This window comes from Bordetella genomosp. 7, from assembly GCF_002261415.1.
In the GTDB taxonomy this organism is placed as follows: domain Bacteria; phylum Pseudomonadota; class Gammaproteobacteria; order Burkholderiales; family Burkholderiaceae_B; genus Bordetella_A.
This window is the reverse complement of record NZ_NEVI01000014.1, coordinates 207,891-230,926: the sequence shown is the minus strand read 5'-3', so window position 1 is coordinate 230,926 and position 23,036 is coordinate 207,891. Positions and strand designations below refer to the sequence as shown.

General features: G+C 66.5%; 13 protein-coding genes. 11 read left to right on the top strand and 2 right to left on the bottom strand.

The genetic code is table 11. The features are described from left to right. The first annotated feature begins 58 nt into the window (after window positions 1–58). Together CAL18_RS07990 and pcaF are read left to right on the top strand one after the other, a co-directional pair. Window positions 59–1,444, top strand: a complete 1,386-nt coding sequence (locus CAL18_RS07990; protein ID WP_051423587.1) for a chloride channel protein — start codon at window positions 59–61, stop codon at window positions 1,442–1,444. A 132-nt stretch (window positions 1,445–1,576) separates the two neighbouring features. Next, a complete protein-coding gene (gene pcaF, locus CAL18_RS07985; protein ID WP_026638006.1) occupies window positions 1,577–2,782 on the top strand; it encodes a 3-oxoadipyl-CoA thiolase in 1,206 nt (401 codons plus the stop codon). 56 nt (window positions 2,783–2,838) lie between these two features. On the opposite strand, the gene CAL18_RS07980 is transcribed toward pcaF, so the two are convergent. Together CAL18_RS07980 and CAL18_RS07975 are read right to left on the bottom strand one after the other, a co-directional pair. Next, window positions 2,839–3,327, bottom strand: a complete 489-nt coding sequence (locus CAL18_RS07980) for a DUF192 domain-containing protein (RefSeq protein WP_026638005.1) — start codon at window positions 3,325–3,327, stop codon at window positions 2,839–2,841. Window positions 3,328–3,445: 118 nt separating this feature from the next. Beyond that, a complete protein-coding gene (locus CAL18_RS07975; protein ID WP_012249572.1) occupies window positions 3,446–3,691 on the bottom strand; it encodes a cold-shock protein in 246 nt (81 codons plus the stop codon). Between the two features lie 218 nt (window positions 3,692–3,909). On the opposite strand from CAL18_RS07975, the gene clpS reads away from it, so the two are divergent. The 9 genes from clpS (at window position 3,910) to CAL18_RS07930 (ending at window position 22,952) form a co-directional block, all read left to right on the top strand. Continuing rightward, entirely contained in the window at window positions 3,910–4,230 is a 321-nt protein-coding gene (gene clpS, locus CAL18_RS07970; RefSeq protein WP_026638004.1) for an ATP-dependent Clp protease adapter ClpS, read from the top strand. A gap of 89 nt (window positions 4,231–4,319) precedes the next feature. Beyond that, entirely contained in the window at window positions 4,320–9,494 is a 5,175-nt protein-coding gene (locus CAL18_RS07965) for an MG2 domain-containing protein (RefSeq protein WP_081745592.1), read from the top strand. After that, complete coding sequence (gene pbpC, locus CAL18_RS07960) at window positions 9,446–11,647, top strand: penicillin-binding protein 1C (protein ID WP_038851861.1); 2,202 nt, start codon at window positions 9,446–9,448, stop codon at window positions 11,645–11,647. The genes CAL18_RS07965 and pbpC overlap by 49 nt, the downstream gene beginning before the upstream one ends. A gap of 56 nt (window positions 11,648–11,703) precedes the next feature. After that, window positions 11,704–14,013: an ATP-dependent Clp protease ATP-binding subunit ClpA gene (gene clpA, locus CAL18_RS07955; protein ID WP_026638001.1), complete on the top strand. Its 2,310-nt coding sequence runs from the start codon at window positions 11,704–11,706 to the stop codon at window positions 14,011–14,013. 1 nt (window position 14,014) lies between these two features. Further along, complete coding sequence (locus CAL18_RS07950; RefSeq protein ID WP_026638000.1) at window positions 14,015–15,316, top strand: paraquat-inducible protein A; 1,302 nt, start codon at window positions 14,015–14,017, stop codon at window positions 15,314–15,316. Between the two features lie 19 nt (window positions 15,317–15,335). Further along, window positions 15,336–16,988 carry an intermembrane transport protein PqiB gene (locus CAL18_RS07945; RefSeq protein WP_026637999.1) on the top strand — a complete coding sequence of 551 codons (1,653 nt, stop codon included), beginning with the start codon at window positions 15,336–15,338 and terminating at the stop codon, window positions 16,986–16,988. Window positions 16,989–16,991: 3 nt separating this feature from the next. Beyond that, window positions 16,992–17,639, top strand: coding sequence for a PqiC family protein (locus tag CAL18_RS07940; RefSeq protein WP_026637998.1), 648 nt, complete (start codon window positions 16,992–16,994; stop codon window positions 17,637–17,639). A gap of 153 nt (window positions 17,640–17,792) precedes the next feature. After that, window positions 17,793–21,611 (top strand): trifunctional transcriptional regulator/proline dehydrogenase/L-glutamate gamma-semialdehyde dehydrogenase, encoded by a 3,819-nt coding sequence (gene putA, locus CAL18_RS07935; RefSeq protein WP_094817652.1) that lies wholly within the window; start codon window positions 17,793–17,795, stop codon window positions 21,609–21,611. 195 nt (window positions 21,612–21,806) lie between these two features. Further along, window positions 21,807–22,952: a branched-chain amino acid ABC transporter substrate-binding protein gene (locus CAL18_RS07930; protein ID WP_026637996.1), complete on the top strand. Its 1,146-nt coding sequence runs from the start codon at window positions 21,807–21,809 to the stop codon at window positions 22,950–22,952. Window positions 22,953–23,036 lie beyond the last annotated feature (84 nt).

Here is a 23,036-nt window from a genome sequence, read left to right as displayed (position 1 = left end):
GGTAAGGTAGCGCCTGGCTGCGCCGCGCCGGACGCAGCATTCCTGTTCCCCGTGCCCCATGTCGATATCGCATTCAGTGTCTTCGCGTTTGCTTATCGTTGCGCGCCGCAAGGCGCGCCAGACCCGGCGGCTGTCTCGCAAGAGCATGCCCCTGATGTTGTTGCTGGGCGGCGCCGCGCTGGTGGCGTTGGTCGCGCTGGCTTTTGCCCAACTGGCCGATCTGGCGCTGGAGTGGAACCGCGCCTGGGTGGCCGATTACGGTTGGGCGGCATTCATCCTGATTCCTGCGGCGTTTGCCTTGTTGCGCTGGGCCACCATCCGGCTTGCGCCCAATGCGGCGGGCAGCGGCATTCCGCAGGTAATCGGCGCGTTGTCGATGGCGCCCGGGCCGGCGCAGACGAGCCTGGTGTCGCTGCGCCAGACGTTGTGGAAGATTCCGCTTACCTTCCTGGGTCTGGCGGCCGGCGCTTCGGCCGGGCGCGAAGGTCCGTCGGTTCAGGTCGGCGCCGCGCTGATGCTGGCCTGGGGCCGCTTCTGGCAGCGGCTGGGCGTGCCGCTGCGGGGTTTTCATGCCAACGAGCTGTTGGCCGCGGGCGCGGCAGGGGGCCTGGCCGCAGCGTTCAATGCGCCGCTGGCCGGCGTGATCTTCGCCATCGAAGAACTCGGGCGCGGCACGGTGTTGCGCTGGCAGCGGCTGGTGCTGATAGGGGTGCTGGCTTCGGGTTTCCTGGTCGTGGCGCTGGCGGGCAACAACCCTTATTTCGGCATCTTCCAGGGTGAGGCATTGCCTCACTATATGGCGTTGTGGGTGTTGCTGTGCGGGCTGGTCAACGGCATTCTGGGCGGTGTGTTCGGGCGCCTGCTGAGCAAGGGGCCTGCGGGCATGGCGCCTGCAGCATGGCGCGCCTGGATCCGTTCGCACCCGATCTGGACTGCGGCGGCGATGGGCCTGGCGCTGGCCGTATTGGGCGCGCTCAGCCAGCACACGGTGTACGGCACGGGCTACGCCGTGGCGGGCGGCCTGCTGGCTGGCGAGTCCGAAGGCCCGGCGGCGTTCGGCCTGGCGAAGATCGCCGCTACCGTGGTGTCGTACTGGGCCGGTATTCCCGGCGGCATCTTCACACCCGCGCTCACCGCCGGCGCCGGCGTCGGCCAGCATTTGTGGGACCTGGCAGGCGGGGACATCGACCGGCGCGTACTGGTGCTGATATCCATGGCGGCATTCCTGGCCGCAGCCACCCAATCTCCGCTGACGGCCAGCGTAATCGTGATGGAAATGACCGGCAGCCAGCCAATGCTGTTCTGGCTGTTGATCGGCTCGCTATCCGCATCGCTGGTTGCGCGCCAGTTCTGCCCGCAGCCGTTCTACCACTTTGCCGCAGGGCGCTTCCGCCGCCAGGCGCAGCTCGACGCGGCGCGTGCGGGCCGCGAGCGCGCCCCGTAGTGTCCGGCTGGTGTTCGCTAGGCGGGCAATGTCCGCCATGCGGACAGGCGCGGCCGCTGTCGCACTGCGCCGCCGGCGCCTGACGTAACATCGCTGAGTCCAAGACTTTTTATCTACTGTCGAGCCAGACCCATGACTGTGCATGCCTACATCTGCGATGCCATCCGTACTCCTTTCGGCCGCTACGGCGGCGCCCTGGCGCCGGTGCGCGCCGACGACCTGGCCGCCATTCCCATCAAGGCACTGATGGCGCGCAATCCCGGTGTGCATTGGGAAGAACTGACCGACGTCATCCTGGGCTGCGCCAACCAGGCCGGCGAAGATAACCGCAACGTGGCTCGCATGGCCGCGCTGCTGGCCGGGCTGCCTATCGAAGTTCCGGGCGCCACGCTCAACCGTCTCTGCGGCTCGGGGCTGGATGCCGTGGGCACCGCCGCGCGCGCCATCCGTGCCGGCGAAGCCGGCCTGATGCTGGCCGGCGGCGTGGAAAGCATGACGCGTGCGCCCTTTGTCATGGGAAAGGCCAATACGGCCTTTTCGCGCGATGCCGCCATCTATGACACCACCATCGGATGGCGCTTCGTCAACAAGCTCATGAAGGCACAGTACGGCGTGGACTCGATGCCTGAAACCGCCGAAAACGTGGCGGACGATTTCAACATCAGCCGCGAAGACCAGGACAAGTTCGCCCTGGCGAGCCAGCAAAAAACCGCCCGCGCGCAGCAGGAAGGCTTTTTCGACGCCGAGATCACCCCGGTGTCGATCGCGCAGAAAAAAGGCGATCCGGTCATCGTCGATAAAGACGAGCATCCGCGCCAGACCAGCCTTGAATCCCTGGCGCGCCTGAAAGGCGTCGTGCGTGAAGGCGGCACGGTAACGGCGGGCAATGCCTCGGGCGTCAACGACGGCGCGGCCGCGCTGCTGCTGGCCGACGAGCGGGGCGCAGCCCGCCATGGGCTGACCCCGCGCGCCAGGGTTGTCGGCATGGCCACCGCCGGCGTGGCGCCCCGCATCATGGGCATGGGCCCCGCGCCGGCCACGCGCAAGGTGCTCGAGCTCACCGGTTTGAAGCTGGACCAGATCGATGTCATCGAATTGAACGAGGCCTTCGCGGCCCAGGGCCTGGCCGTGTTGCGCGATCTGGGCATTGCCGATGACGATCCTCGCGTCAACCCCAACGGGGGCGCCATCGCGCTGGGGCACCCGCTGGGGGCCAGCGGCGCCCGCCTGGCCACGACTGCCGTAAACCAATTGCACCGCACCGGCGGGCGTTACGCGTTGTGCACCATGTGCATCGGCGTGGGCCAGGGCATCGCGCTGGTGCTCGAGCGCGTGTAATCGTCCGGCATGCGCAAAAAGAGCCGGCTTGCCGGCTCTTTTTGTTTGACGGCCGCTCAATTGCGCGGCAGGCCCTTGATCAGATTCCCTGCTTTGATGCCGCGCCTGGCATACCAGCCCTGGGCCATTTCCAGCGCATAGCGCACCGGCCGCGCCGAACAGTGCGCGTCGTCGGTCTGGGGCGCCATGTCGGCAATGTTCACGATCACGCCGTCATCGGCGATAAAGGCGATGGACAACGGCAGGGGCGTGTTGCGCATCCAGAAGCACTGCAGGTCCGGCGAGTCGAATACGAACAGCATGCCGTTGTTGTCGGGCAGGCTCTGCCGGTGCATCAGTCCGATGCGACGGGATTCTTCGGTATCGGCGAGTTCGGCCTGGATGACGTGGATGCCTGCGGTGAGCTTGGCCACGGGCAGCGGCGGCTGGGCGGTGACGGGGCCGGATTGCGCGTTTGTATGGCACGGCAGGCCCAGCCACAAGGCAACAACGGCGGCCGCACCCGTCAACAGGCGAGGCAAAGACAACGGGCGATGGGTCGACATGTAGCGGGAAAACGGCGGACAATAACAGCAGGGCGGGGCATTGCGCCCCGCCCGGGCATTAACGCCGCAGCGCCGGCCTGCCGGCCCGCGTGCGGCGCTGTACAGCAGATAATGGGCGTCAGGCCGACGTAATATTCAGTGCCTGCTTGCCTTTAGGGCCCTGGATGATTTCGAAAGCCACTTTCTGGCCTTCTTTCAGGGTCTTGAAACCGTTCATCTGGATGGACGAAAAATGCGCGAACAAATCTTCACCGCCGTCATCGGGCGTTATGAAGCCGAAACCCTTCGCATCGTTGAACCATTTGACGGTACCCGTCGATTTGGGATTGTCCCCTTGGACGGCGGTTGCGGTCGTATCAGACATGCGGACTGCCTCATTGAATCGTATGTTTGACAGAAGGCAGCGGCCACACCGGAGCCTTCCGGCTTCCGGGCGCACGTCGCCGCGGCGACCCGCCCCCGAATGCGCCGATAATGCTCTGCTTTTCTGTAACGAGTCAAGTATGGAAACTACGCATTTCTCCGTATAACTTTGGCTAAGTACTGGCGTTGTCGGCCCCAGTTTCAATAGAATCCCGCCTTATGAGTACCACCTTGGATAGCCAGCACGACTTGCATGTGGAGAAGGCGCCCGCCCGCGCCGCGCCGCCGCCGATGTATCAAGTGGTGCTGCTCAATGATGACTACACGCCGATGGAATTCGTCGTGAAGGTCCTGCAGAAGTTCTTCGGCAAGAACCCGGAAGACGCCACGCGCATCATGTTGCAGGTGCACCATGAAGGCCGCGGCGCCTGTGGGGTGTATCCCCGCGACGTGGCCGCCACGCGCATCGCGCAAGTATCCCAGTACGCGCGCGCGCGCCAGCATCCGCTGCAGTGTGTCATGGAACCCGTACAAGAATAGAAAGACCCGCTGTACCTGCTTGGCCGCGGGCGCATGCCTGTCGCCGGTCCGGGGCGCGCCGCGCCCGCATACGCTGCATAAGGCATGTCATGAGTCAGAAAAGGGGAACACTCGGTATCCTGGCGGTATTGCTTGCCGTCGCGCTGGGAATGGGGTGGCTGGCGGGCCGCGCTGTCGTGCCGCCCACGTACGGCACCTCCGGCCAGGCCGGCAGTTCCGCAGACAAACCGCCTTCGGCGGCTTCGCCTGCCATGCCGCCGGCTGCCACGGTGGGGCGCGCCGATCCGTTTGGCGTGCTGGACTGCCAGGCGCGCGAGTACAACGATACCCTGGCCCTGGCCGTGACTTTCACCCAGCTGGTGGATCGCCGGGCATCGCTGGACAGCTTTTTTTCGGTGATGGACGCGGGGCCTGCCAAAGACGAGGGCGAAGGCGGCACGACCGGTTCCGCTGCCGCAGGCAAGGGCAATGATACGAACCCCGGCCCGGGCAAGCCGGTGCAGGGCGCCTGGGTAGTGGGTGACAACCCGCGCATGGTGTACTTTCCCTACGTGCAGCCGCAGCGCAGCTACGCGGTGCGGATTCAGGCCGCTATGCCGGGTGCGCAGGGTGCGACGCTGGGCGCCGGCCACCAATGCACGGTGCAGACTCCGGCCATGCCGCCTTCGTTCTATTTTGCCAGCCGTGGCGTGGTGCTGCCGGCCGGGCAGAACGGCGGCCTTCCCATCACTACCGTAAATATCCCCGAGGTAGACGTGCAGTTCCTGCGCGTCGCGCCCGAGCGCATGCCGGACTTTTTCGACAGGGTGCTGGGCCTGCGCGACAGCCGGGCCGATAACGGCGAGGACAACGAGGACGACGAATGGCGCTATGCCGATAACCGCAGCCTGAAGGGCTCGGTCAGCAACTGGGACCTGGACCGGCTGCACAGCCTGACCACCAGTGTCTACCAGGGCCGTTTCCTGACCGATGACCGTCCCAACCGCCGGCATGTCACATATCTTCCGGTCGAGAACATTGCCGAGTTGCGCGAGCCGGGCATCTATGTGGCGGTCATGAGCGAGCCGGGGCGCTTTCGCTACGAATACCAGGTCACGTACTTCTACGTCAGCGACATCGGGCTGCATGCGCGGCGCTACGCCGATCGCATCGAAGCCTTTACCATGTCGCTGCGTTCGGGCCAGCCGCTGACCGATACTGAGGTCGAGCTGGTGGACGCATCGGGCAAGGTGTTGGGGCGGACGCGCGCCGATTCTTCGGGGCATGTGAGCTTTGACGGCGACTCGTCGCGCGCCCGCCTGCTGCGCGCGGTGCGCGGAGCCGAGCTGACCGTGCTGGCGCTGGGCGAGCCCGCGCTCGATTTGTCCGAATACGACATAGGCGGCCATCCGTCCAGGCCCAACAATCTGTTTGTGTATGCCGGCCGGGATCTCTACCGGCCCGGCGAATCCTTCCAGGTGTCGGTGCTGCCGCGCGACCCCGATGGCCGCGCGCTTGCGGCGGCGCCGCTTACCGCCACCCTGAAGCGTCCTGACGGCCGCGTGGTGCGCAGCGAGTTGTGGCAGCCTTCCGGGCAGGCGGGCGGGTATGTCGAGCACCCGATCAACCTGCCGCCCGATGCGCAAACCGGCAAATGGCTGCTGGAGCTGCGGGTGGATCCGGCCAGCCGCGTTCCCGATGCAGCGTGGTGGTTCCAGGTGGAAGAATTCCTGCCCGAACGCATGAAGCTGCGGCTGGAATCCCGGCAGGCCGTGCTGTCGCCGGGCGAACCCTGGCACATCGATGTGCAAGGCGACTATCTGTACGGCGCGCCGGCGGCGGGCAACCGCCTGCTTGCCAGCTTCCAGGTGCGCCGCGACCGCTATCCCCTGGCCGAGCAGTGGCCCGGTTTTCTGTTCGGCGACGCCGCCGATGACACGCTGCGCCATTACGAAGAACTGCCGCAGGGCGAGCTGGACGCGCAGGGCGCAGCGCACCTGACGGTAGATCCCCAGGGCGCCGGCGTGGCCCATTCGCCGTTGCGCGTGCGGCTGTCTGCGAGCCTGCTCGAATCGGGCGGGCGGCCGGTGGTGCGCTCCATCGAGCGCACAGTGTGGCCGGCCGCCGAGCTCATTGCCATACGGCCGCTCTTTGACAATGACGTGGCGCGCGAAGGCGCGCCGGCCTCGTTCGAAGTGGTGCGTGTCGACGCCGCAGGCAAGGTCGCACCGCTGGCCGAGGCCCAATTGCGGCTGTACCGCGAACACCGCCGGTATTACTGGCGCTATGACGATCAGCGGGGCTGGAACAGCGGCTATACCGACTCCGAAGAACTGGTGGAATCGCGCGTCATCGCGCTGCCGGACCGCACCTCGCTGAGCCTGCCGGTAGGGTGGGGCCGCTACCGGCTCGAGATAGCCGACCCGCAGACGGGGCAAGTGATGCGCTATCGCTTCTATGCCGGCTGGGGGGCGCAGGACGCGGACGCGGTAGGCAACCGGCCGGACCGCGTGCAAATGAAGCTCGAAGGCGTGCCGGCGCGGCTGGGCGATAGCGTCCGGCTGACGGTGACGCCTCCGCATGACGGGCATGCGCTGGTGACGGTCGAGGGTGACCGCATGTTGTGGTCGCGCTGGCTTGCGGTGCAGGCCACCGGCACCGTCCTGGACATTCCTGTCGACCCCGCCTGGAAACGACATGACCTGTATGTGTCGGCCGTGGTGTTCCGCCCCGGCAGCGAGGGCGACCGCGTCACGCCGGCGCGCGCGGTGGGCCTGGCGTTCCTGCCCATCGCCAGCGAGGACCGCCGGCTGGGCGTGACGCTCCAGGCGCCTGCCAAGGTAGAGCCCGAGCAGCGCACCATGGTGCGCATCAAGGTCGATGGCGCCGCGGGCGGGGTGGCCACGGCAACCTTGTCGGCGGTGGACGTGGGCATTCTCAATATCAGTCAGTACGCCACGCCCGATCCGCTGGATTTTTTCTTCGGCAAGCATCGCTACGCCGCGGAAATGCGCGATATCTACGGCAAGCTCATCGAGAAAATGGACGGCGCCACCGGACGCCTGAAATGGGGGGGCGATGCAGCCCTGCGCGGCGACAGCCGCAGCCTGCCTCGCAAGGTCAAGCTGGTCGACCTGTTTTCCGGCCCTGTGCTGCTCGACGAAAGCGGCCAGGCCGATATTGCGCTGGATCTGCCTGATTTCAACGGCACCCTGCGGCTCATGGCAGTGGCGTTCACCGACGACCGCTACGGCAGCGCCGAGGCCGAAATGGTGGTGGTAGCTCCCATCGTGGCCGAACTCAGTACGCCGCGATTTATCACGCCAGGCGACCAGGCCGCCGTGGCGCTGGATCTGACCAACCTCAGCGGCGCGACGCAGCAGGTCAGGGTCGACCTGCGCGCGCTCGACCCGCTCGCAATTGCCGACGGCGTGCGCAGCGTAACCTTGAAAGACCGCCAACGCGCCACCTTGCGCTTTGTGGCAACCGCCACCGGATCGTACGGCCTGGGACGGCTGCGTTTGCAGATTGACGGGCAGGGCGGGGCGCGCCCCGTGCACATCGTGCGGGAATCCGTGCTGCAAGTGCAGCCGGCGCATGCCGCCGAAAACCGGGTGCAACGCCTGCGTCTTGCGCCGGGCGAGAGTTTCGCGCCGGGCGGCGCATCGATTTCGGGCTACTACACCGATTCCATCACCGCCAGCCTGAGCCTGTCGAACCGTCCACCCATCAACGTGACCCGGCTGGTGCAGCGGCTGCTCAGCTATCCGTACGGGTGCACAGAGCAAACGATCAGCGCCGCCGTGCCCTGGATCCTGATCGATGATGCGCAAGCGCGGCGCTACAGCCTGCCCGAACGCACGCAGCAGGAACGCGCCGGGCAGGTCGCCAACGCGTTGGCACGCCTGGCCGGCATGCGCAACGCATCGGGCGCCTATTCCCTATGGGGCGACGGTTCGTCACAGGACATCTGGCTGACGGCATACGCGGCGGGTTTCATGCAGGACGCGCGCGACCATGGCTTTGCCATACCCGATGACGCGCTGACGCGGTCACAGGCGTGGTTGCTGCAACAGCTGCAGCAAAGCGGCGGGCGTTTCGGAACCTGGCCGGAGCAGTTGCGCCGCAATCTGGACAACGGGCGCATCGACCGCGACGATATGGCCACCTTGCGCAACGACCATCGGCGATTCGCCAGCTTTGCCGCTGCCGCCCTGACGCTGGCCCGCGATCGCCAGGCGCCGCTTTCCACGGTGCGCCAACTGTACGACCGGTATCAAGAAAGGGCCCTGTCTCCCTTGCCGCTGTTGCAGCTGGCGGCAGCATTCCAGTTAATGGGCGACGCCGGGCGGATGGAGCAGGCCGTCAAGCAGGCCCTGGACCGTCCGTACGGCATGCGGCGGCATGGGGGCAGCGCCTATGCCGATGAGTGGCTCGGCGACTATGGCAGTGCGGTGCGCGACTACGCGCAGGCCTATGCGCTGGCGGTGCAATACCAGTTGGCGCAGGATGGCCGCGAGCGCTGGCTGACTCAGCTCGACGTCCGCCTGCAAGGGCGCAGCTATTTCTCTACACAGGAACAGATGGCGCTGCTGCTGGCGGCGGAGGCCGCCGGTGGCGATGCGACCCAACCGTGGGCGGCCGCGCTGACCACCGCCGCCGGGACGCAGGCGCTGGCCGGAACGGCCGACCGCACCGTCGCACTGGATGGCGCTGCACTTGCCGGCCTGCAGCTGACCAATACCGGCGCGCAACCGCTGTTCATCGAGCTCGATCTGCAAGGCACGCCGGTACTGCCGCCTGCGCCGCGCAGCGATGCCATCCGCGTGCAGCGCAGCTGGTATCTGCCGGACGGACGTGCGTGGGACGGCGGCGCGCTGCGCACCGGCGACCTGCTGGTGGTAAAGCTGCGCGTGTCGGCCAACCAGGCCGTGCCCGACGCGCTGGTGGTCGATCGCGTGCCCGCCGGTTTCGAGGTAGAGAACCTGAACCTCTCGCAAAGCCCCGACATGCAGGACTGGAAGATCGGCGGCACCCGGGTGGCCGACGCCATGACCAACCCGGCCATCAAGCACCGCGAGTTCCGCGACGACCGATACGTGGCCGCCGTTGCGCTGAACCGCCACCCGGTCGACATCTTTTATATGGCGCGCGTGGTCACGCCGGGGCGTTTTGCCGTGCCGTCCAGCATGGCGGAAGACATGTACCGGCCGGAACTGCGAGGCGTAGGCGAACGATGGACGCACATCGAGATCCGCGACCGCGGCGCCGCCGCCACGCGCTAGCCCGGGGGCGGTGGCGTCGCATTCTGGCGTTGCCGGCCGGGGTCCTGCTGGGCGGCGCGGCGTTGCTGCTCGCGCTCGACCGCCTGTTTCCGCTGCCGGCCACCGACAATGGCGGCGCGGTCGTGGTCGTGGCTGCCGACGGCACGCCCCTGCGCACCTACCCCAGCCGGGATGGCATATGGCGTTATCCCGTGGCGCCGGCGCAGGTCGCGCCTGTCTACCTGGAAACCCTGCTGGCCTACGAAGACCGCTGGTTCTATTGGCATCCGGGCGTCAATCCGGTGTCGCTCGCCCGCGCCGGCTGGCAATGGCTCGTCCATGGCCGCATCGTGTCCGGCGGCTCGACGCTGACCATGCAGGTGGCCCGCTTGCTGGATCCCCACCTGTCGGCGCGGCCTTCGCGCTCGCTGGCGGCCAAGCTGCACCAGATCGGCCGCGCGCTGCAGCTGGAGTGGCACTACAGCAAGGACGAAATCCTGGCCCTGTACCTGGCGCGTGCGCCCATGGGCGGCATCGTCGAGGGCGTGGAAATGGGGGCGCGGCTGTGGCTGGGAAAATCGGCCATCGACCTGAGCCCGGCCGAGGCCGCCCTGTTGACGGCCTTGCCGCAGGCGCCGTCCCGCCTGCGGCCCGACAGACATCCGCAGGCGGCCCGGGCGGCGCGCGACAAGGTGCTGGAGCGTATGCGGGCCAGGGGCTGGACGGGCGCCGAAGTGGCCGATGCCAAGCTCGAAACCGTGGTGGCGCCGCCCCTGCGGGCGCGCTGGCTTGCGCCCCTGGCCGCCCAGCGGCTCGTGGTGTCGCAGCAGCAGGCCGGCGGCAGGCCTGCCGTGGTGGCGTCGACCTTGGATTCCAACATCCAGGCCACCACCGAAGGCATGTTGCTCGACCGCGTCGACGCGTTGCCGCCCCGGGTGTCGATGGCGGTGTTGGTCATGGACAACGATACGCTCGAGATCAAGGCATACGCGGGCTCGGCCGATTTTTCCGATGCCGCCCGCTATGCGCACGTCGATATGGTGCGCGGGGTGCGGTCCCCGGGGTCCACGCTGAAGCCGTTTCTGTACGCGCAGGCGCTGGACGACGGCCTGGTGCATTCCGAAAGCCTGCTGCTCGACGCGCCTTTGTCCTTCGGCGGGTATGCGCCGGGCAATTTCCAGGCGGCGTTTTCCGGCCCGGTCAGCGTGGCGCAGGCGCTGCAGCGTTCGCTCAACGTGCCGGCGGTCGATCTGCTGGACCGCGTCGGGCCGGCTCGCTTTGCCTCGATGCTGCTGGCCGGCGGCGTGCATTTGCGCCTGCCCGACGGCGCCGCGCCCAACCTGAGCTTGATTTTGGGCGGGGCCGGCACCACATTGGAAGAATTGGTGGGCGCATACCGGGCGCTGGCCCGCGGCGGCCTGGCCGGCCGGCCGCGCCTGTCGCCCGCCCAACCGCGTGTCGAGTCCCGCATGTTCAGCGCAGGGGCGGCGTGGATCGTGCGCGACATACTCGAAGGCGGCGGGCACCCCGACCGGCCCCTGCTGCAAACCGGCAGGGCGCTTGCCTGGAAAACCGGCACCAGTTTCGGCTTTCGCGACGCCTGGGCCGTGGGCGTCACCGATGCCTGGACCATCGGCGTGTGGGTGGGCCGGCCCGACGGCACTCCCAATCCGGGTTTTTTCGGCGCGAACGTGGCCGCGCCGCTGCTGCATGACCTTGTCGCGGCATTGCCTGCCGGCGTTGCGCCGCGGTCGCCGCGCCCGTCCAGTGTCCGCGCCGTGATCACATGCTGGCCGCATGGATGGCGGCAGGGCGGCGTGCCGGCCGGCCCGTGCACGCAGCCGCGCGCTGCATGGGCGCTCGACGACACGGTGCCGCCGAGCTTTGCCGGCTACGCCGACGCTGCCGAGGGCCCGCTGCGCCTGGCAGGCGTGGCCAATGGGTCGGTGTTGAGACCGGTACCGGGCCGGCAAGAAGTAGTACTGGATGTAAGCGTACAGGGCGCGCGAGGTCAGGTATGGTGGATGCTGAACGGACGCGTGCGCCAGCAGGGCGCGCCATCGGCGCCGTTGAAACTCGCAATGGTGCACAATGGCCGCTATACCTTAACCGCGATGGATGAGCAAGGCCGTTACGATCGTGTGGTTTTTGAAATCGCTGGCGTTGCGCCCTGATCAGCTTAGAATATGAATCGTGTATTTCGACCGCTTCGATGCGTTACGGAGGAAGCGTGATTTCCCAAGAACTTGAAGTCAGCCTGCATATGGCTTTTGTCGAGGCCCGTTCGGCCCGGCATGAATTCATTACCGTAGAGCATCTGCTTTTGTCGCTGCTCGACAATGCGTCGGCTGTTGAAGTCCTGCGCGCCTGCGCCGCCAACCTGGACGACCTGCGTCGCAACCTGCGCCAGTTCGTGTCCGAGAACACGCCCGTCATTCCCACGGGCGCCGAAGTCGACACCCAGCCCACGCTGGGCTTTCAGCGTGTCATCCAGCGCGCCATCATGCATGTATCGGCGGGCGGCACCGGCAAGAAACCCGTCACCGGCGCCAACGTGCTGGTGGCCATCTTCGGTGAAAAAGATTCCCACGCCGTGTACTACCTGCAACAGCAGGGCGTTACCCGGCTGGACGTCGTCAACTTCCTGTCGCACGGAATCACCAAGCAGCCGCAGGAAGACGCCCCGGCCGCCCCGAAAGAGCAGCCAGGCGCCGAGGAAGCGGGCGAATCCCGCCAGTCGCCGCTGGATCAGTACGCCAACGACCTGAACGCGGCCGCGCTGGCCGGCCGCATCGATCCCCTTATCGGGCGCGAACACGAGGTCGAGCGCGTCATCCAGGTGTTGTGCCGCCGCCGCAAGAACAACCCCCTGCTCGTCGGCGAAGCCGGCGTGGGCAAGACCGCCATCGCCGAAGGCTTGGCGTGGCGCGTCACGCGCGGCGAAGTGCCGGAAATTCTGCAGGGGGCCCATGTGTACGCGCTCGACATGGGCGCGCTGCTGGCCGGCACCAAATACCGTGGCGATTTCGAACAGCGCCTCAAGGGCGTCCTGAAGCAAATCCGCGGCAACCCCGACGCCATCCTGTTCATCGACGAAATCCACACGCTCATCGGGGCCGGTTCCGCCTCCGGCGGCACGCTCGATGCATCCAACCTGCTCAAGCCGGCCCTGTCGTCCGGGCAGCTCAAGTGCATCGGCGCCACCACCTATACCGAATTCCGCGGGGTATTCGAAAAAGACCACGCCCTGTCGCGCCGCTTCCAGAAAATCGACGTGTCCGAGCCCAGCGTCGAGCAAACCGTGCAGATCCTGCGCGGCCTGAAGAGCCGCTTCGAAGAGCACCACAACGTACGTTATTCGGCAGCCGCGCTCAGCGCCGCGGCCGAGCTCTCGGCCCGCTACATCAACGATCGGCACCTGCCCGACAAGGCCATCGACGTCATCGACGAAGCCGGCGCCGCGCAGCGACTGCTGCCGCGCTCGCGCCAGAAAAAAGTCATCGGCAAGGTCGACATCGAAAACATCGTGTCCAAGATCGCGCGCATCCCGCCGCAGTCGGTTTCCAACGACGACCGCAGCAAGCTGGCCACGCTCGAACGCGACCTCAAAACCGTCGTGTTCGGCCAGGACACCGCCATCGAAGCCTTGGCCGCCGCCATCAAGATGGCGCGCTCGGGCCTGGGCAAACCCGACCGTCCGATCGGTTCGTTCCTGTTTTCGGGCCCCACGGGCGTAGGCAAGACCGAGGTGGCGCGCCAACTGGCGTTCACCATGGGTGTCGAGCTGCTGCGCTTCGACATGTCCGAATATATGGAACGCCACGCGGTGTCGCGCCTGATCGGTGCGCCGCCGGGGTATGTCGGCTTCGACCAGGGCGGCCTGCTTACCGAAGCCATCACCAAGCAGCCGCACTGCGTGCTGCTGCTCGATGAAATCGAGAAGGCGCATCCGGATGTGTTCAACATCCTGCTGCAGGTCATGGACCACGGCACCCTTACCGACAACAACGGGCGCAAGGCCGATTTCCGCAACGTCATCATCATCATGACCACCAACGCGGGCGCCGAGACGCTGAACCGTCCGTCCATCGGGTTTTCCAACAGCCGCGTGGTTGGCGATGAAATGGCCGAAATCCGGCGCATGTTCACGCCTGAATTCCGCAACCGGCTCGACGCCATCATTCCGTTCGCGCCGCTGTCGCGCGATATCATCCTGCGGGTGGTCGACAAGTTCCTCATGCAGCTCGAAGACCAGCTGCACGAGCGCCGCGTCGACGCCGTGTTCACGGACGTGCTGCGCGAGCACCTGGCCAAAGAGGGCTTCGACCCGCTCATGGGTGCGCGTCCGATGCAGCGGCTCATCCAGGACACCATCCGCCGTGCGCTTGCCGACGAACTCCTGTTCGGCAAACTGGCCGATGGCGGCACGGTCACCGTCGACCTCGATGACGCCGGCAAGGTGAAACTGAGCTTCAACGGCTCCGGAAAATCCTCGGGTTCGGGGGCGCCCGACAAGCAGGAAGTCGAACTGGTCGATTGATTTGACACGCGAGCCCCTGATCTCGTGCGAACACTGCGCCAATATCTTCAGGCGCCACGAACTGCAGCCGGGCGAGACCGCGTCTTGCTCGCGCTGCGGCACCATTCTCTGGCGCTATAGCCGCATCTCCCTCTCTGGCTGGCTGGCGCTCACGCTGGCCGCTCTCATCACGTTCGTGGTGGCCAACGGCTACCCCGTAATCAAGATGTCGGTGCGCGGCATGACGCGCGAGGCGTCGCTGCTGGACGCCGTGGTCATGACCTGGCAACAGGGTTACGTGGCCACGGCCTTGATGACCGGCCTGGCCGGCTTCATGCTGCCCTTGGCGCAACTGTGCCTGCTCGCCTGGGTGCTGGTGCCGCTGGCGTCCGGGCGCGAGCCGCGCGGATTGCGGCCGGCCATGCGGCTGCTGGGCATGTTGCGGCCCTGGTGCATGGTGCCCGTGTTCCTGCTGGGCGTCGTGGTGTCCGTGGTCAAACTCGCCGGCATGGCCCGGGTCGGCCCGGCGCCGGGCCTGTTCGCGTTCGGGGCGCTGACGGTGCTGCTGACCATGCTCGACCGGCTGTCGCCGCACGCCATCTGGCGGCATGCCGAGCAGCAGGGGGTGGTGCCGGTGCGCGTGCCCAGCCCCGAGCCGGGGCAGGTGCTGGCCGGCTGCCATGTGTGCGGGCAGGTGCAGGCCATGGGCCATCCAGACGCCGGACACGCGGGCGTGGCCCGGTGCGTGCGCTGCCATGCCGCCATGCATCACCGCAAGCCCAACAGCCTGGGCCGGACATGGGCGTTGCTGCTGGCCGCCTCGGTACTGTACGTGCCCGCCAATGTGCTGCCCATCATGAACATCGGTTCCATCCTGGGCGACAGCGGTCATACCATCCTGGGGGGTGTGGTCGAGCTATGGGAAACCGGCTCCTGGGACATCGCGCTCATCGTGTTCGTGGCCAGCGTCGTGGTGCCTCTTACCAAGATACTGGCCTTGGTCGTGCTGGCGTGCGCGGTACAGTGGCGCAGCGAGGCCAACCTCAGGCAGCGCACGCGCTTGTACGAGATGGTCGAGCTCATCGGCCAGTGGTCGATGCTGGATGTGTTCGTCGTGATATTGTTGTCCGCCCTCGCGCATTTCCGGGGCATTCTCGAAATATCGGCGGGCCCGGCAGCCGGCGCGTTCGGGCTGGTGGTCATTCTTACCATGCTGGCGGCCATGAGCTTCGATCCCCGCCTGGCATGGGACCGCGCGGCGCAAGGCGCCGGACCACAAGGTACTGAGCGCGGTTTCGCCGCGGGCGGGCACAATACGGCATAACCCTACAAATAAACACGATATGGCCGATCAAACCCGATCATCCGACACAGACGGCATCGATGTGCCTGAAGTCGCACGCAAGAGGCAACGCCGCGTTTCGTGGATATGGCTGGTTCCAGTCGTCGCGTTGCTGGCGGGCCTGTCGCTGGTGATACGCACCTGGATGGCCGTGGGCCCCGAGGTGGCCATCGAGTTCAATACCGCCGAAGGGCTGGAAGTCGGCAAGACGCAGGTGCGCTACAAAGACGTGGTGGTGGGCGTCGTCGAGAACATCCGTTTCAACGACGACCGCTCCAAGGTCATCGTGCAGGCCCAGTTGAGCAAAGAGGCCGCCGGGTTGGCGACCGAAGGCACCAATTTCTGGGTGGTGCGGCCTCGCCTGGGCCTCAGCGGGGTGTCGGGCCTGGGCACGCTGCTGTCGGGCGCATATATCGGCGTGGACGCGGCAGACGGGGCGGGCGCCGCCACCACCGCCACCAAATTCGAGTTCGTCGGCCTGGAAACGCCGCCGGCGGTCACGCATGACCGCGCCGGCAAGCGCTTCATGCTCAAGGCCCACGATCTGGGGTCGCTGGATATCGGTTCGCCCGTGTATTTCCGGCGCATTACCGTCGGACGCGTCATCGGCTACAAGCTCGACGACGACGGCACGGCCGTCAATGTCGAGGTTTTCATCGATGCGCCCAACGACAAGTTCGTCACCGCGGGCACCCGGTTCTGGAATGCAAGCGGGGTAGACCTGACCGTTGACGGCAGTGGCCTGAAACTGCACACACAATCGCTGGTATCGCTGGCGCTGGGCGGCGTAGCGTTCGCCCCGGTCAACCTCAGCGACGAAACACCGGCCAAGCCGGACACGGAATTCCAGCTTTACACCAGTGAAAGCGACGCCAAGGCCAACCCCGACGGCGACCCGGTGCCCATCCGCATGCGCTTTGACCAGTCGGTGCGGGGCCTGAGCGTGGGCGCCACGATCGACTTCCAGGGCATTGCACTGGGCGAGGTCACGCAGATCACTGTGGATTTCGATTCCGACAAGAAGCGCTTCTTCGCCGTGGTGGACGCTTCGCTGTATCCGGAGCGGCTGGGTCCGGTCTACGACCGGGTGCAGGAGCGGGCCAGGCGCGAGGGCGGCGGGGCCGAGGGCAAGCTCTTGGCATCCATGATCCAGCACGGTCTGCGCGCGCAGTTGCGCACAGCCAACCTGCTGACGGGCCAGTTGTATGTCGTGCTCGAGCATTTCCCCAAGGCCGAGCCTGTCCAGTTCCACTTGACGCACCCGCTCATGATCCCGACCGTGCCGGGCAACCTCGAACAACTGCAGCAGCAACTTACCAATATCGTTGCCAAGATCGACAAGATCCCGTTCGAGGAAATCGGCCGTGACCTGCGCAGCACTCTGTCGAGCGCGTCGAAGCTGATGAACAACCTGGACAAGAGCCTGGCGCCGGAAGCCCGTGCCACGCTGCGGGCGGCTCGGCAGTCGTTGGACAACATCAACGAATTGCTGGCCAATGATGCCGCGCTGCCCGTCAACGCCGAGCGCGCCATGCAGGAACTGGGGCGCGCTGCGCGTTCGCTCCGGGCCCTGGCCGATTACCTGCAAGCCAACCCTCAAGCGCTGATCCGCGGCCGCGGGCCCGATCCGTTGCCCGGCGCTTCCAGGAACTGACCTATGCGTATGTATACCCGTGCGTCCCTTCTTGCCGCCGCGGCGTTGATCTCGGCCTGTAGCACGTCGCCGCCCGCGCAGTTCTACACGTTGCAGCCGGCCCGTGATGCCCGGCCCTCGCCGGCGGCGCCGGCGGGTTTCCAGATCGAAATTGCGTCGGTTTCCGTGCCCATGCAGGCCGACCAGCCGCAGATCATGCTGCGCGAACGCGCCACCGACAACTCGCTGACTCCGTTGTATTCACACCGCTGGAGCGCGCCATTGCCCGACGAGATCCGGTCGGCCCTGTCGGATGTGCTGACGCGCGATCTGGGCGCGCTGAACGTGCAGGCCCTGCAGCCCTCGCCGGGCACGCCGGTGTGGCGGGTACAGGTGGACGTGCAGCGCTTTGACATCGTGGGTGACGCCGCGGCGCGCCTGGATGCCACCTGGCGGGTGCGGCCGGTGCACCACAAACAGGGCAAATCCTTGCTGTGCCGTACCCTGGTGCAGGTCGAGCCGTCGGGCCGGAGCATATCGGAACTGGTTCAGGCCCAGCAGCAGGCGGTGCGCCTCTTGGCCGACACCATTGCTTCGGCCATCCGATCGGATGGCGCCCGGGCAACCCCTGCGGCGGCCAATGTGCAGCTCGAGGGCTGCAACATAGGGTAAACCCTTACGGGTTAACCATCATACAACCCGGGTTGTATCTTCCTTAGTATCTTGGTTGTCCCTCTTGGCGGCGGCCGCGCGCGTGCATGGCCGGACGCCGCCGTCTGACCCCCGTATCGCGGGGTGAATACTGAACTAAGGATTACATTAATCATGGCCAGCACCACACTGGGCGTCAAAGTAGACGACTCGTTGCGTGATCGCTTGAAAGCCGCTGCGCGGAACCTCGGTTGCACCCCTCACTGGCTGCACAAGCAGGCGCTGGTGGCTTATCTCGAAAGAATCGAGCGGGGGCAGGTGCCTGCCGAAATATCCCACCTTTCCCGCTCCGACGAGCCGGATCTCGACAGCGCCGATCTCGACACCGCGCCGGTCACGCCGCCGTTTTTCGAGTTCGGCCAGGACGTACAGCCGCAATCGGTGTTGCGCGCTGCGATCACGGCCGCCTATCGCCGCCCGGAGCCCGAGTGCGTGCCGTTACTGTTGGGCCAGGCGCGCATGCCCAATGCCGAAAAAATCCACGCCATGGCCGCGCGCCTGGTGCAGGCGCTGCGCGACAAGGGCCGCGGCGGCGGGGTAGAAGGGCTGATACACGAATTTTCATTATCGAGCCAGGAAGGCGTCGCGCTGATGTGCCTGGCCGAGGCGCTGCTGCGCATTCCCGATCGCGCCACACGCGATGCGCTGATCCGCGACAAGATTTCGCGCGGCGACTGGCGCGCCCATATGGGCGGATCGCAATCGTTGTTTGTCAATGCCGCCACGTGGGGGCTGATGCTGACCGGCAAGCTGGTGGCGGTCAACAGCGAACAATCGTTGTCCAAGGCCTTGACGCGCCTTATTGGCAAAGGGGGCGAGCCCCTGGTGCGCAAGGGCGTGAACCTGGCCATGCGCATGATGGGCGAGCAGTTCGTGTCGGGGCAGACCATTTCCGAAGCGCTGGCCAACAATCGCAAACTCGAAGCCCGGGGCTTTCGCTATTCGTACGACATGCTGGGCGAGGCCGCCACGACCAGCGAGGACGCCAGCCGCTACTACGCCTCGTACGAGCAGGCCATCCACGCCATCGGCAAGGCCGCCGCGGGCCGCGGCATCTACGAAGGGCCGGGCATTTCGATCAAGCTTTCAGCCCTGCATCCGACTTATTCGCGCGCCCAGCGCGATCGCGTCATGGAAGAGCTGCTGCCCCGCGTGAAGGCGCTTACGGTGCTTGCGCGCAGCTACGACATCGGGCTGAATATCGACGCCGAAGAGGCCGACCGTCTCGAAATATCGCTGGACCTGCTCGAGGCGCTGTGCCTGGCGCCCGAGCTCGAGGGCTGGAACGGCATTGGTTTTGTGGTGCAGGCCTACCAGAAGCGCGCTCCGTTCGTCATCGACTATATCATCGACCTGGCGCGCCGCAGCCGCCATCGCATCATGGTGCGCCTGGTCAAGGGCGCCTACTGGGATACCGAGATCAAGCGAGCCCAGGTCGATGGCCTGGAAGGCTATCCGGTGTATACGCGCAAGGTCTATACCGATATGTCGTACCTGGCGTGCGCGCGCAAGCTGCTGGGCGCGCCCGAAGCCGTGTATCCGCAGTTCGCAACGCACAATGCGTACACATTGTCGGCGGTGTACCACCTGGCAGGCCAGAACTATTACCCCGGGCAGTACGAATTCCAGTGCCTGCACGGCATGGGCGAGCCTCTGTATGAAGAAGTCGTCGGACCGGTATCGCAGAATAAGCTGAACCGGCCGTGCCGCATCTACGCGCCGGTGGGCACGCACGAAACCTTGCTGGCCTATCTGGTGCGGCGCCTGCTCGAAAATGGCGCCAACACCTCGTTCGTGAACCTGATCGGCGACGAGAGCATTTCCGTGGACGAACTGGTCGCCGACCCGGTAGACGTGGCCTCGCGCATTGCGCCGCTGGGCGCCCCGCACGACAAGATTCCGCTGCCGCGCGAGCTCTACGGCCCGGCGGGCAGTGGCGCGCGACCCAACTCGGCCGGTCTGGACCTGACCAACGAGCATCGCCTGGGCTCGCTTGCCGCCGCGCTGCTGGGAAGCGCCGCCACGCCATGGCAGGCGGCGCCCATGCTGGGCGAGTCCAGCGTGGCATGGGACGCCGCGCGCGCGACGGATGTGCGCAATCCTGCGGACCATCGCGACGTGGTGGGCCAGGTCATCGAAGCCGACGCCGATGACGTCGATGCGGCGGTGAGCGCTGCCGGGAATGCCGCGCCGATCTGGCAATCCACGCCGGTGGGCGAGCGCGCGCAGTGCCTGCGTCGCGCGGCGCAGCTGCTCGAAGAAGGCATGCAGCCGCTGCTGGGCCTGATCGTGCGCGAAGCCGGCAAATCATTGCCCAACGCCATCGCCGAAGTGCGAGAGGCCGTGGACTTCCTGCGCTATTACGCCGACCAGGCCGAGCGCGAATTCAACAACGACACCCACCGTCCGCTGGGCACGGTGTTGTGTATCAGCCCCTGGAACTTCCCGCTGGCCATTTTTACCGGCCAGGTGGCCGCGGCGCTGGTGGCGGGCAACACGGTCATTGCCAAACCGGCCGAGCAAACGTGCCTGATTGCCGCGCAGGCGGTACGCGTGCTGCGCGAAGCGGGTGTGCCGGCCGGCGCCGTGCAATTGTTGCCGGGCCGTGGCGAGACCATAGGCGCGCAACTGGTTCAGCACCCGGCCATCGATGGGGTGATGTTCACGGGGTCGACCGACGTGGCGCGCCTGATCGCGCACACGCTTGCACAGCGGCTGGATGACCGCGGGCACACCATACCGCTGATCGCCGAGACGGGCGGGCAGAATGCCATGATCGTCGACTCTTCGGCGCTGGCCGAGCAAGTGGTGTTCGACGTGCTGGACTCGGCCTTCGATTCGGCGGGCCAGCGCTGTTCGGCCCTGCGCGTGCTGTGCCTGCAGGAAGACAGCGCCGACCACGTCCTGCACATGCTGCGCGGCGCGATGCGCGAGCTGCGCGTGGGCAACCCCGACCAGCTCAAGACCGACGTCGGGCCGGTCATCGACGTCGACGCCCGCGACAACATCCTGCGCCATATCGAGGCCATGCAGTCGGCGGGGCATCGCGTCGACCAGGTGGAGCTGGACCCCGGCTGCCGGTACGGCACGTTCGTGCCGCCGACATTGATCGAAATCGACAATATCGCCGAGCTGACGCGCGAAGTATTCGGGCCGGTGCTGCACGTGCTGCGCTATCGGCGCGAAGAGCTCGACCAGGTGCTCGAGCAGATCAATGCCACCGGCTATGGCCTGACCTTCGGCGTGCACAGTCGCATCGACGAAACCATCAACGACGTGACGCAACGCGTGCATGCCGGCAACGTGTACGTCAACCGCAATATCGTGGGTGCGGTCGTGGGCGTGCAGCCCTTTGGCGGCGAGGGCCTGTCGGGCACCGGCCCCAAGGCGGGCGGCCCGCTGTACCTGTATCGGCTGCTGGCCACTCGCCCGCCGGGCCTGCCGCCGTGCGTGGCGACGTCGGACCCGTTGCCCAGAACGCTTGCGCTGCCGGGGCCCACGGGGGAACAGAACACCTATGTGCTGCGGCCGCGCGGCACGGTGCTGTGCGTGCCCGCCACCGAAGCCGGCGTACGTGCGCAGTACGCCGCCGTGCAGGCCACCGGCAATCTCGCGCTGTTCCTGGACACGCCGGTTGCGCGGGCGTGGCGCGAGGCGCAGGGGGCGGGGGCGTCAGTCACCCTGGTGGGCGATGCCGAGATCGACACCGCCGATTTCCAGGCAGTACTGTTTGAAGGCGATGGCGATGCTCTGCGTGGCTGGAACCAGCGTATCGCCGCGCGCAGCGGCCCGATACTGACCGTGCAGGGCCTGACGTCCGACGCCGTGGCGGGCGGCGCGGCCTATGCCCAGGAACTGCTGCTGGCCGAGCGCTCGATCAGCGTCAACACGGCTGCCGCAGGCGGCAATGCCAGTCTGATGTCCATCGGATAACGGGTTGTACACGGGTTATCGCCAATAGCGCCGGGGGTTGCACCTGATTGAAAATTCGGTGCAACTTTCAGGCAGCCCGCCACTGCGGACTTGCCCGGGCTGACCGCCCGCGCATTTCAGGTCGACAATGATTAGCTTGCCGCGCCACAAGCGCGTCAGGCAAATGTATCGCCCCATTCACACAGGAGGGTTCACATGAAATCCGCATTTTCCCGCCCGGCCTTGCTGGCCGCTTTCGCCGCGGCCTGCGTGGCCGGCGCCGCGCACGCCGAAGAAATCAAGTTCGGTTTTGCGGCGCCCCTGACAGGCCCGCAGTCACACTACGGCGAAGACATGCAAAATGGCCTGACGCTCGCGCTCGAAGAGGCCAATAAGAAGGGTATCAAGGTCGATGGCGAGACCGCGAAATTCGTGCTGGTGTCGCGCGACGACCAGGCCGACCCGCGCACCGCCGTGCAAGTGGCCCAGCAATTGGTCGACGAAGACGTCGACGGCATTCTCGGCCACTTCAACTCGGGCACCACCATTCCGGCGTCGCGCGTCTACAACGAGGCCGGGCTGCCGCAGATCGCCATGGCGACCTCGCCGGAATATACCAGCCAGGGCTACGACACGACCTTCCGCATGATGACCAGCGACACCCAGCAGGGCGCTGCGGTGGGGCAGTTCATTGTCGAGAAGCTCAATGCCAAGAAGGTCGCGATCATCGACGACCGCACGGCCTACGGCCAGGGCCTGGCCGACGAAGTCGAAAAGGCCGTCAAGAAGGCCGGCGGCGAGATCGTGCGCCGCGAGTACACCACCGACAAGGCCAACGACTTCACGTCCATTCTTACCAACATCAAGGCCGCGGGCCCGGATGCCATTTTCTATGGCGGCCTGGACGCGCAATCTGGCCCCATGAAGCGGCAGCTCGTGCGCCTGGGCATCCAGGCGCCGCTGGTGTCCGGCGAGATGACGCGCAGCGATACCTTCATCAAGCTGGCGGGCGACGCGGCCGACGGCACGTACGCGTCGCTGGCGGGCGTGCCGCTGGAGCAGATGGCGGCCGGCAAAGACTTCGCGCAGCGCTACGAAGCCCGCTTCAAGAAGGCGCCCGGCGTCTACGCGCCCTATGCCTACGACGGCGCCTGGAACATGATCACCGCCATCGAGCAAGCCGATTCGGCCAATCCGGAAGACTACCTGCCCAAGCTTGCGCAGCTGCAGCGCAAAGGCGCCACGAGCGAACACATCGCCTATGACTCCAAGGGCGACCTGAAAGAGGTCTCGGTCACCATCTACCAGGTCAAGAACGGCAAGTGGGAAATGGTCCAGACCATGGTAAGCCAGGCCGACTGAGCGAGCCGGCGGGATGCGCGCGCGGGACGGCCGTGCGCGCGTGAGCACGGCGCGGCACCGCGTACGCGCCGTGCGGCGTTTCTC

What these genes read in the sequence shown, in the direction of transcription:
- CAL18_RS07990 (WP_051423587.1), top strand. Translation starts at nt 59, where the DNA reads ATGTCGATATCGCATTCAGTGTCTTCGCGTTTGCTTATCGTTGCGCGC.
- pcaF (WP_026638006.1), top strand. Translation starts at nt 1,577, where the DNA reads ATGACTGTGCATGCCTACATCTGCGATGCCATCCGTACTCCTTTCGGC.
- CAL18_RS07980 (WP_026638005.1), bottom strand. Translation starts at nt 3,327, where the DNA reads ATGTCGACCCATCGCCCGTTGTCTTTGCCTCGCCTGTTGACGGGTGCG.
- CAL18_RS07975 (WP_012249572.1), bottom strand. Translation starts at nt 3,691, where the DNA reads ATGTCTGATACGACCGCAACCGCCGTCCAAGGGGACAATCCCAAATCG.
- clpS (WP_026638004.1), top strand. Translation starts at nt 3,910, where the DNA reads ATGAGTACCACCTTGGATAGCCAGCACGACTTGCATGTGGAGAAGGCG.
- CAL18_RS07965 (WP_081745592.1), top strand. Translation starts at nt 4,320, where the DNA reads ATGAGTCAGAAAAGGGGAACACTCGGTATCCTGGCGGTATTGCTTGCC.
- pbpC (WP_038851861.1), top strand. Translation starts at nt 9,446, where the DNA reads ATGGACGCACATCGAGATCCGCGACCGCGGCGCCGCCGCCACGCGCTA.
- CAL18_RS07945 (WP_026637999.1), top strand. Translation starts at nt 15,336, where the DNA reads ATGGCCGATCAAACCCGATCATCCGACACAGACGGCATCGATGTGCCT.
- CAL18_RS07940 (WP_026637998.1), top strand. Translation starts at nt 16,992, where the DNA reads ATGCGTATGTATACCCGTGCGTCCCTTCTTGCCGCCGCGGCGTTGATC.
- putA (WP_094817652.1), top strand. Translation starts at nt 17,793, where the DNA reads ATGGCCAGCACCACACTGGGCGTCAAAGTAGACGACTCGTTGCGTGAT.
- CAL18_RS07930 (WP_026637996.1), top strand. Translation starts at nt 21,807, where the DNA reads ATGAAATCCGCATTTTCCCGCCCGGCCTTGCTGGCCGCTTTCGCCGCG.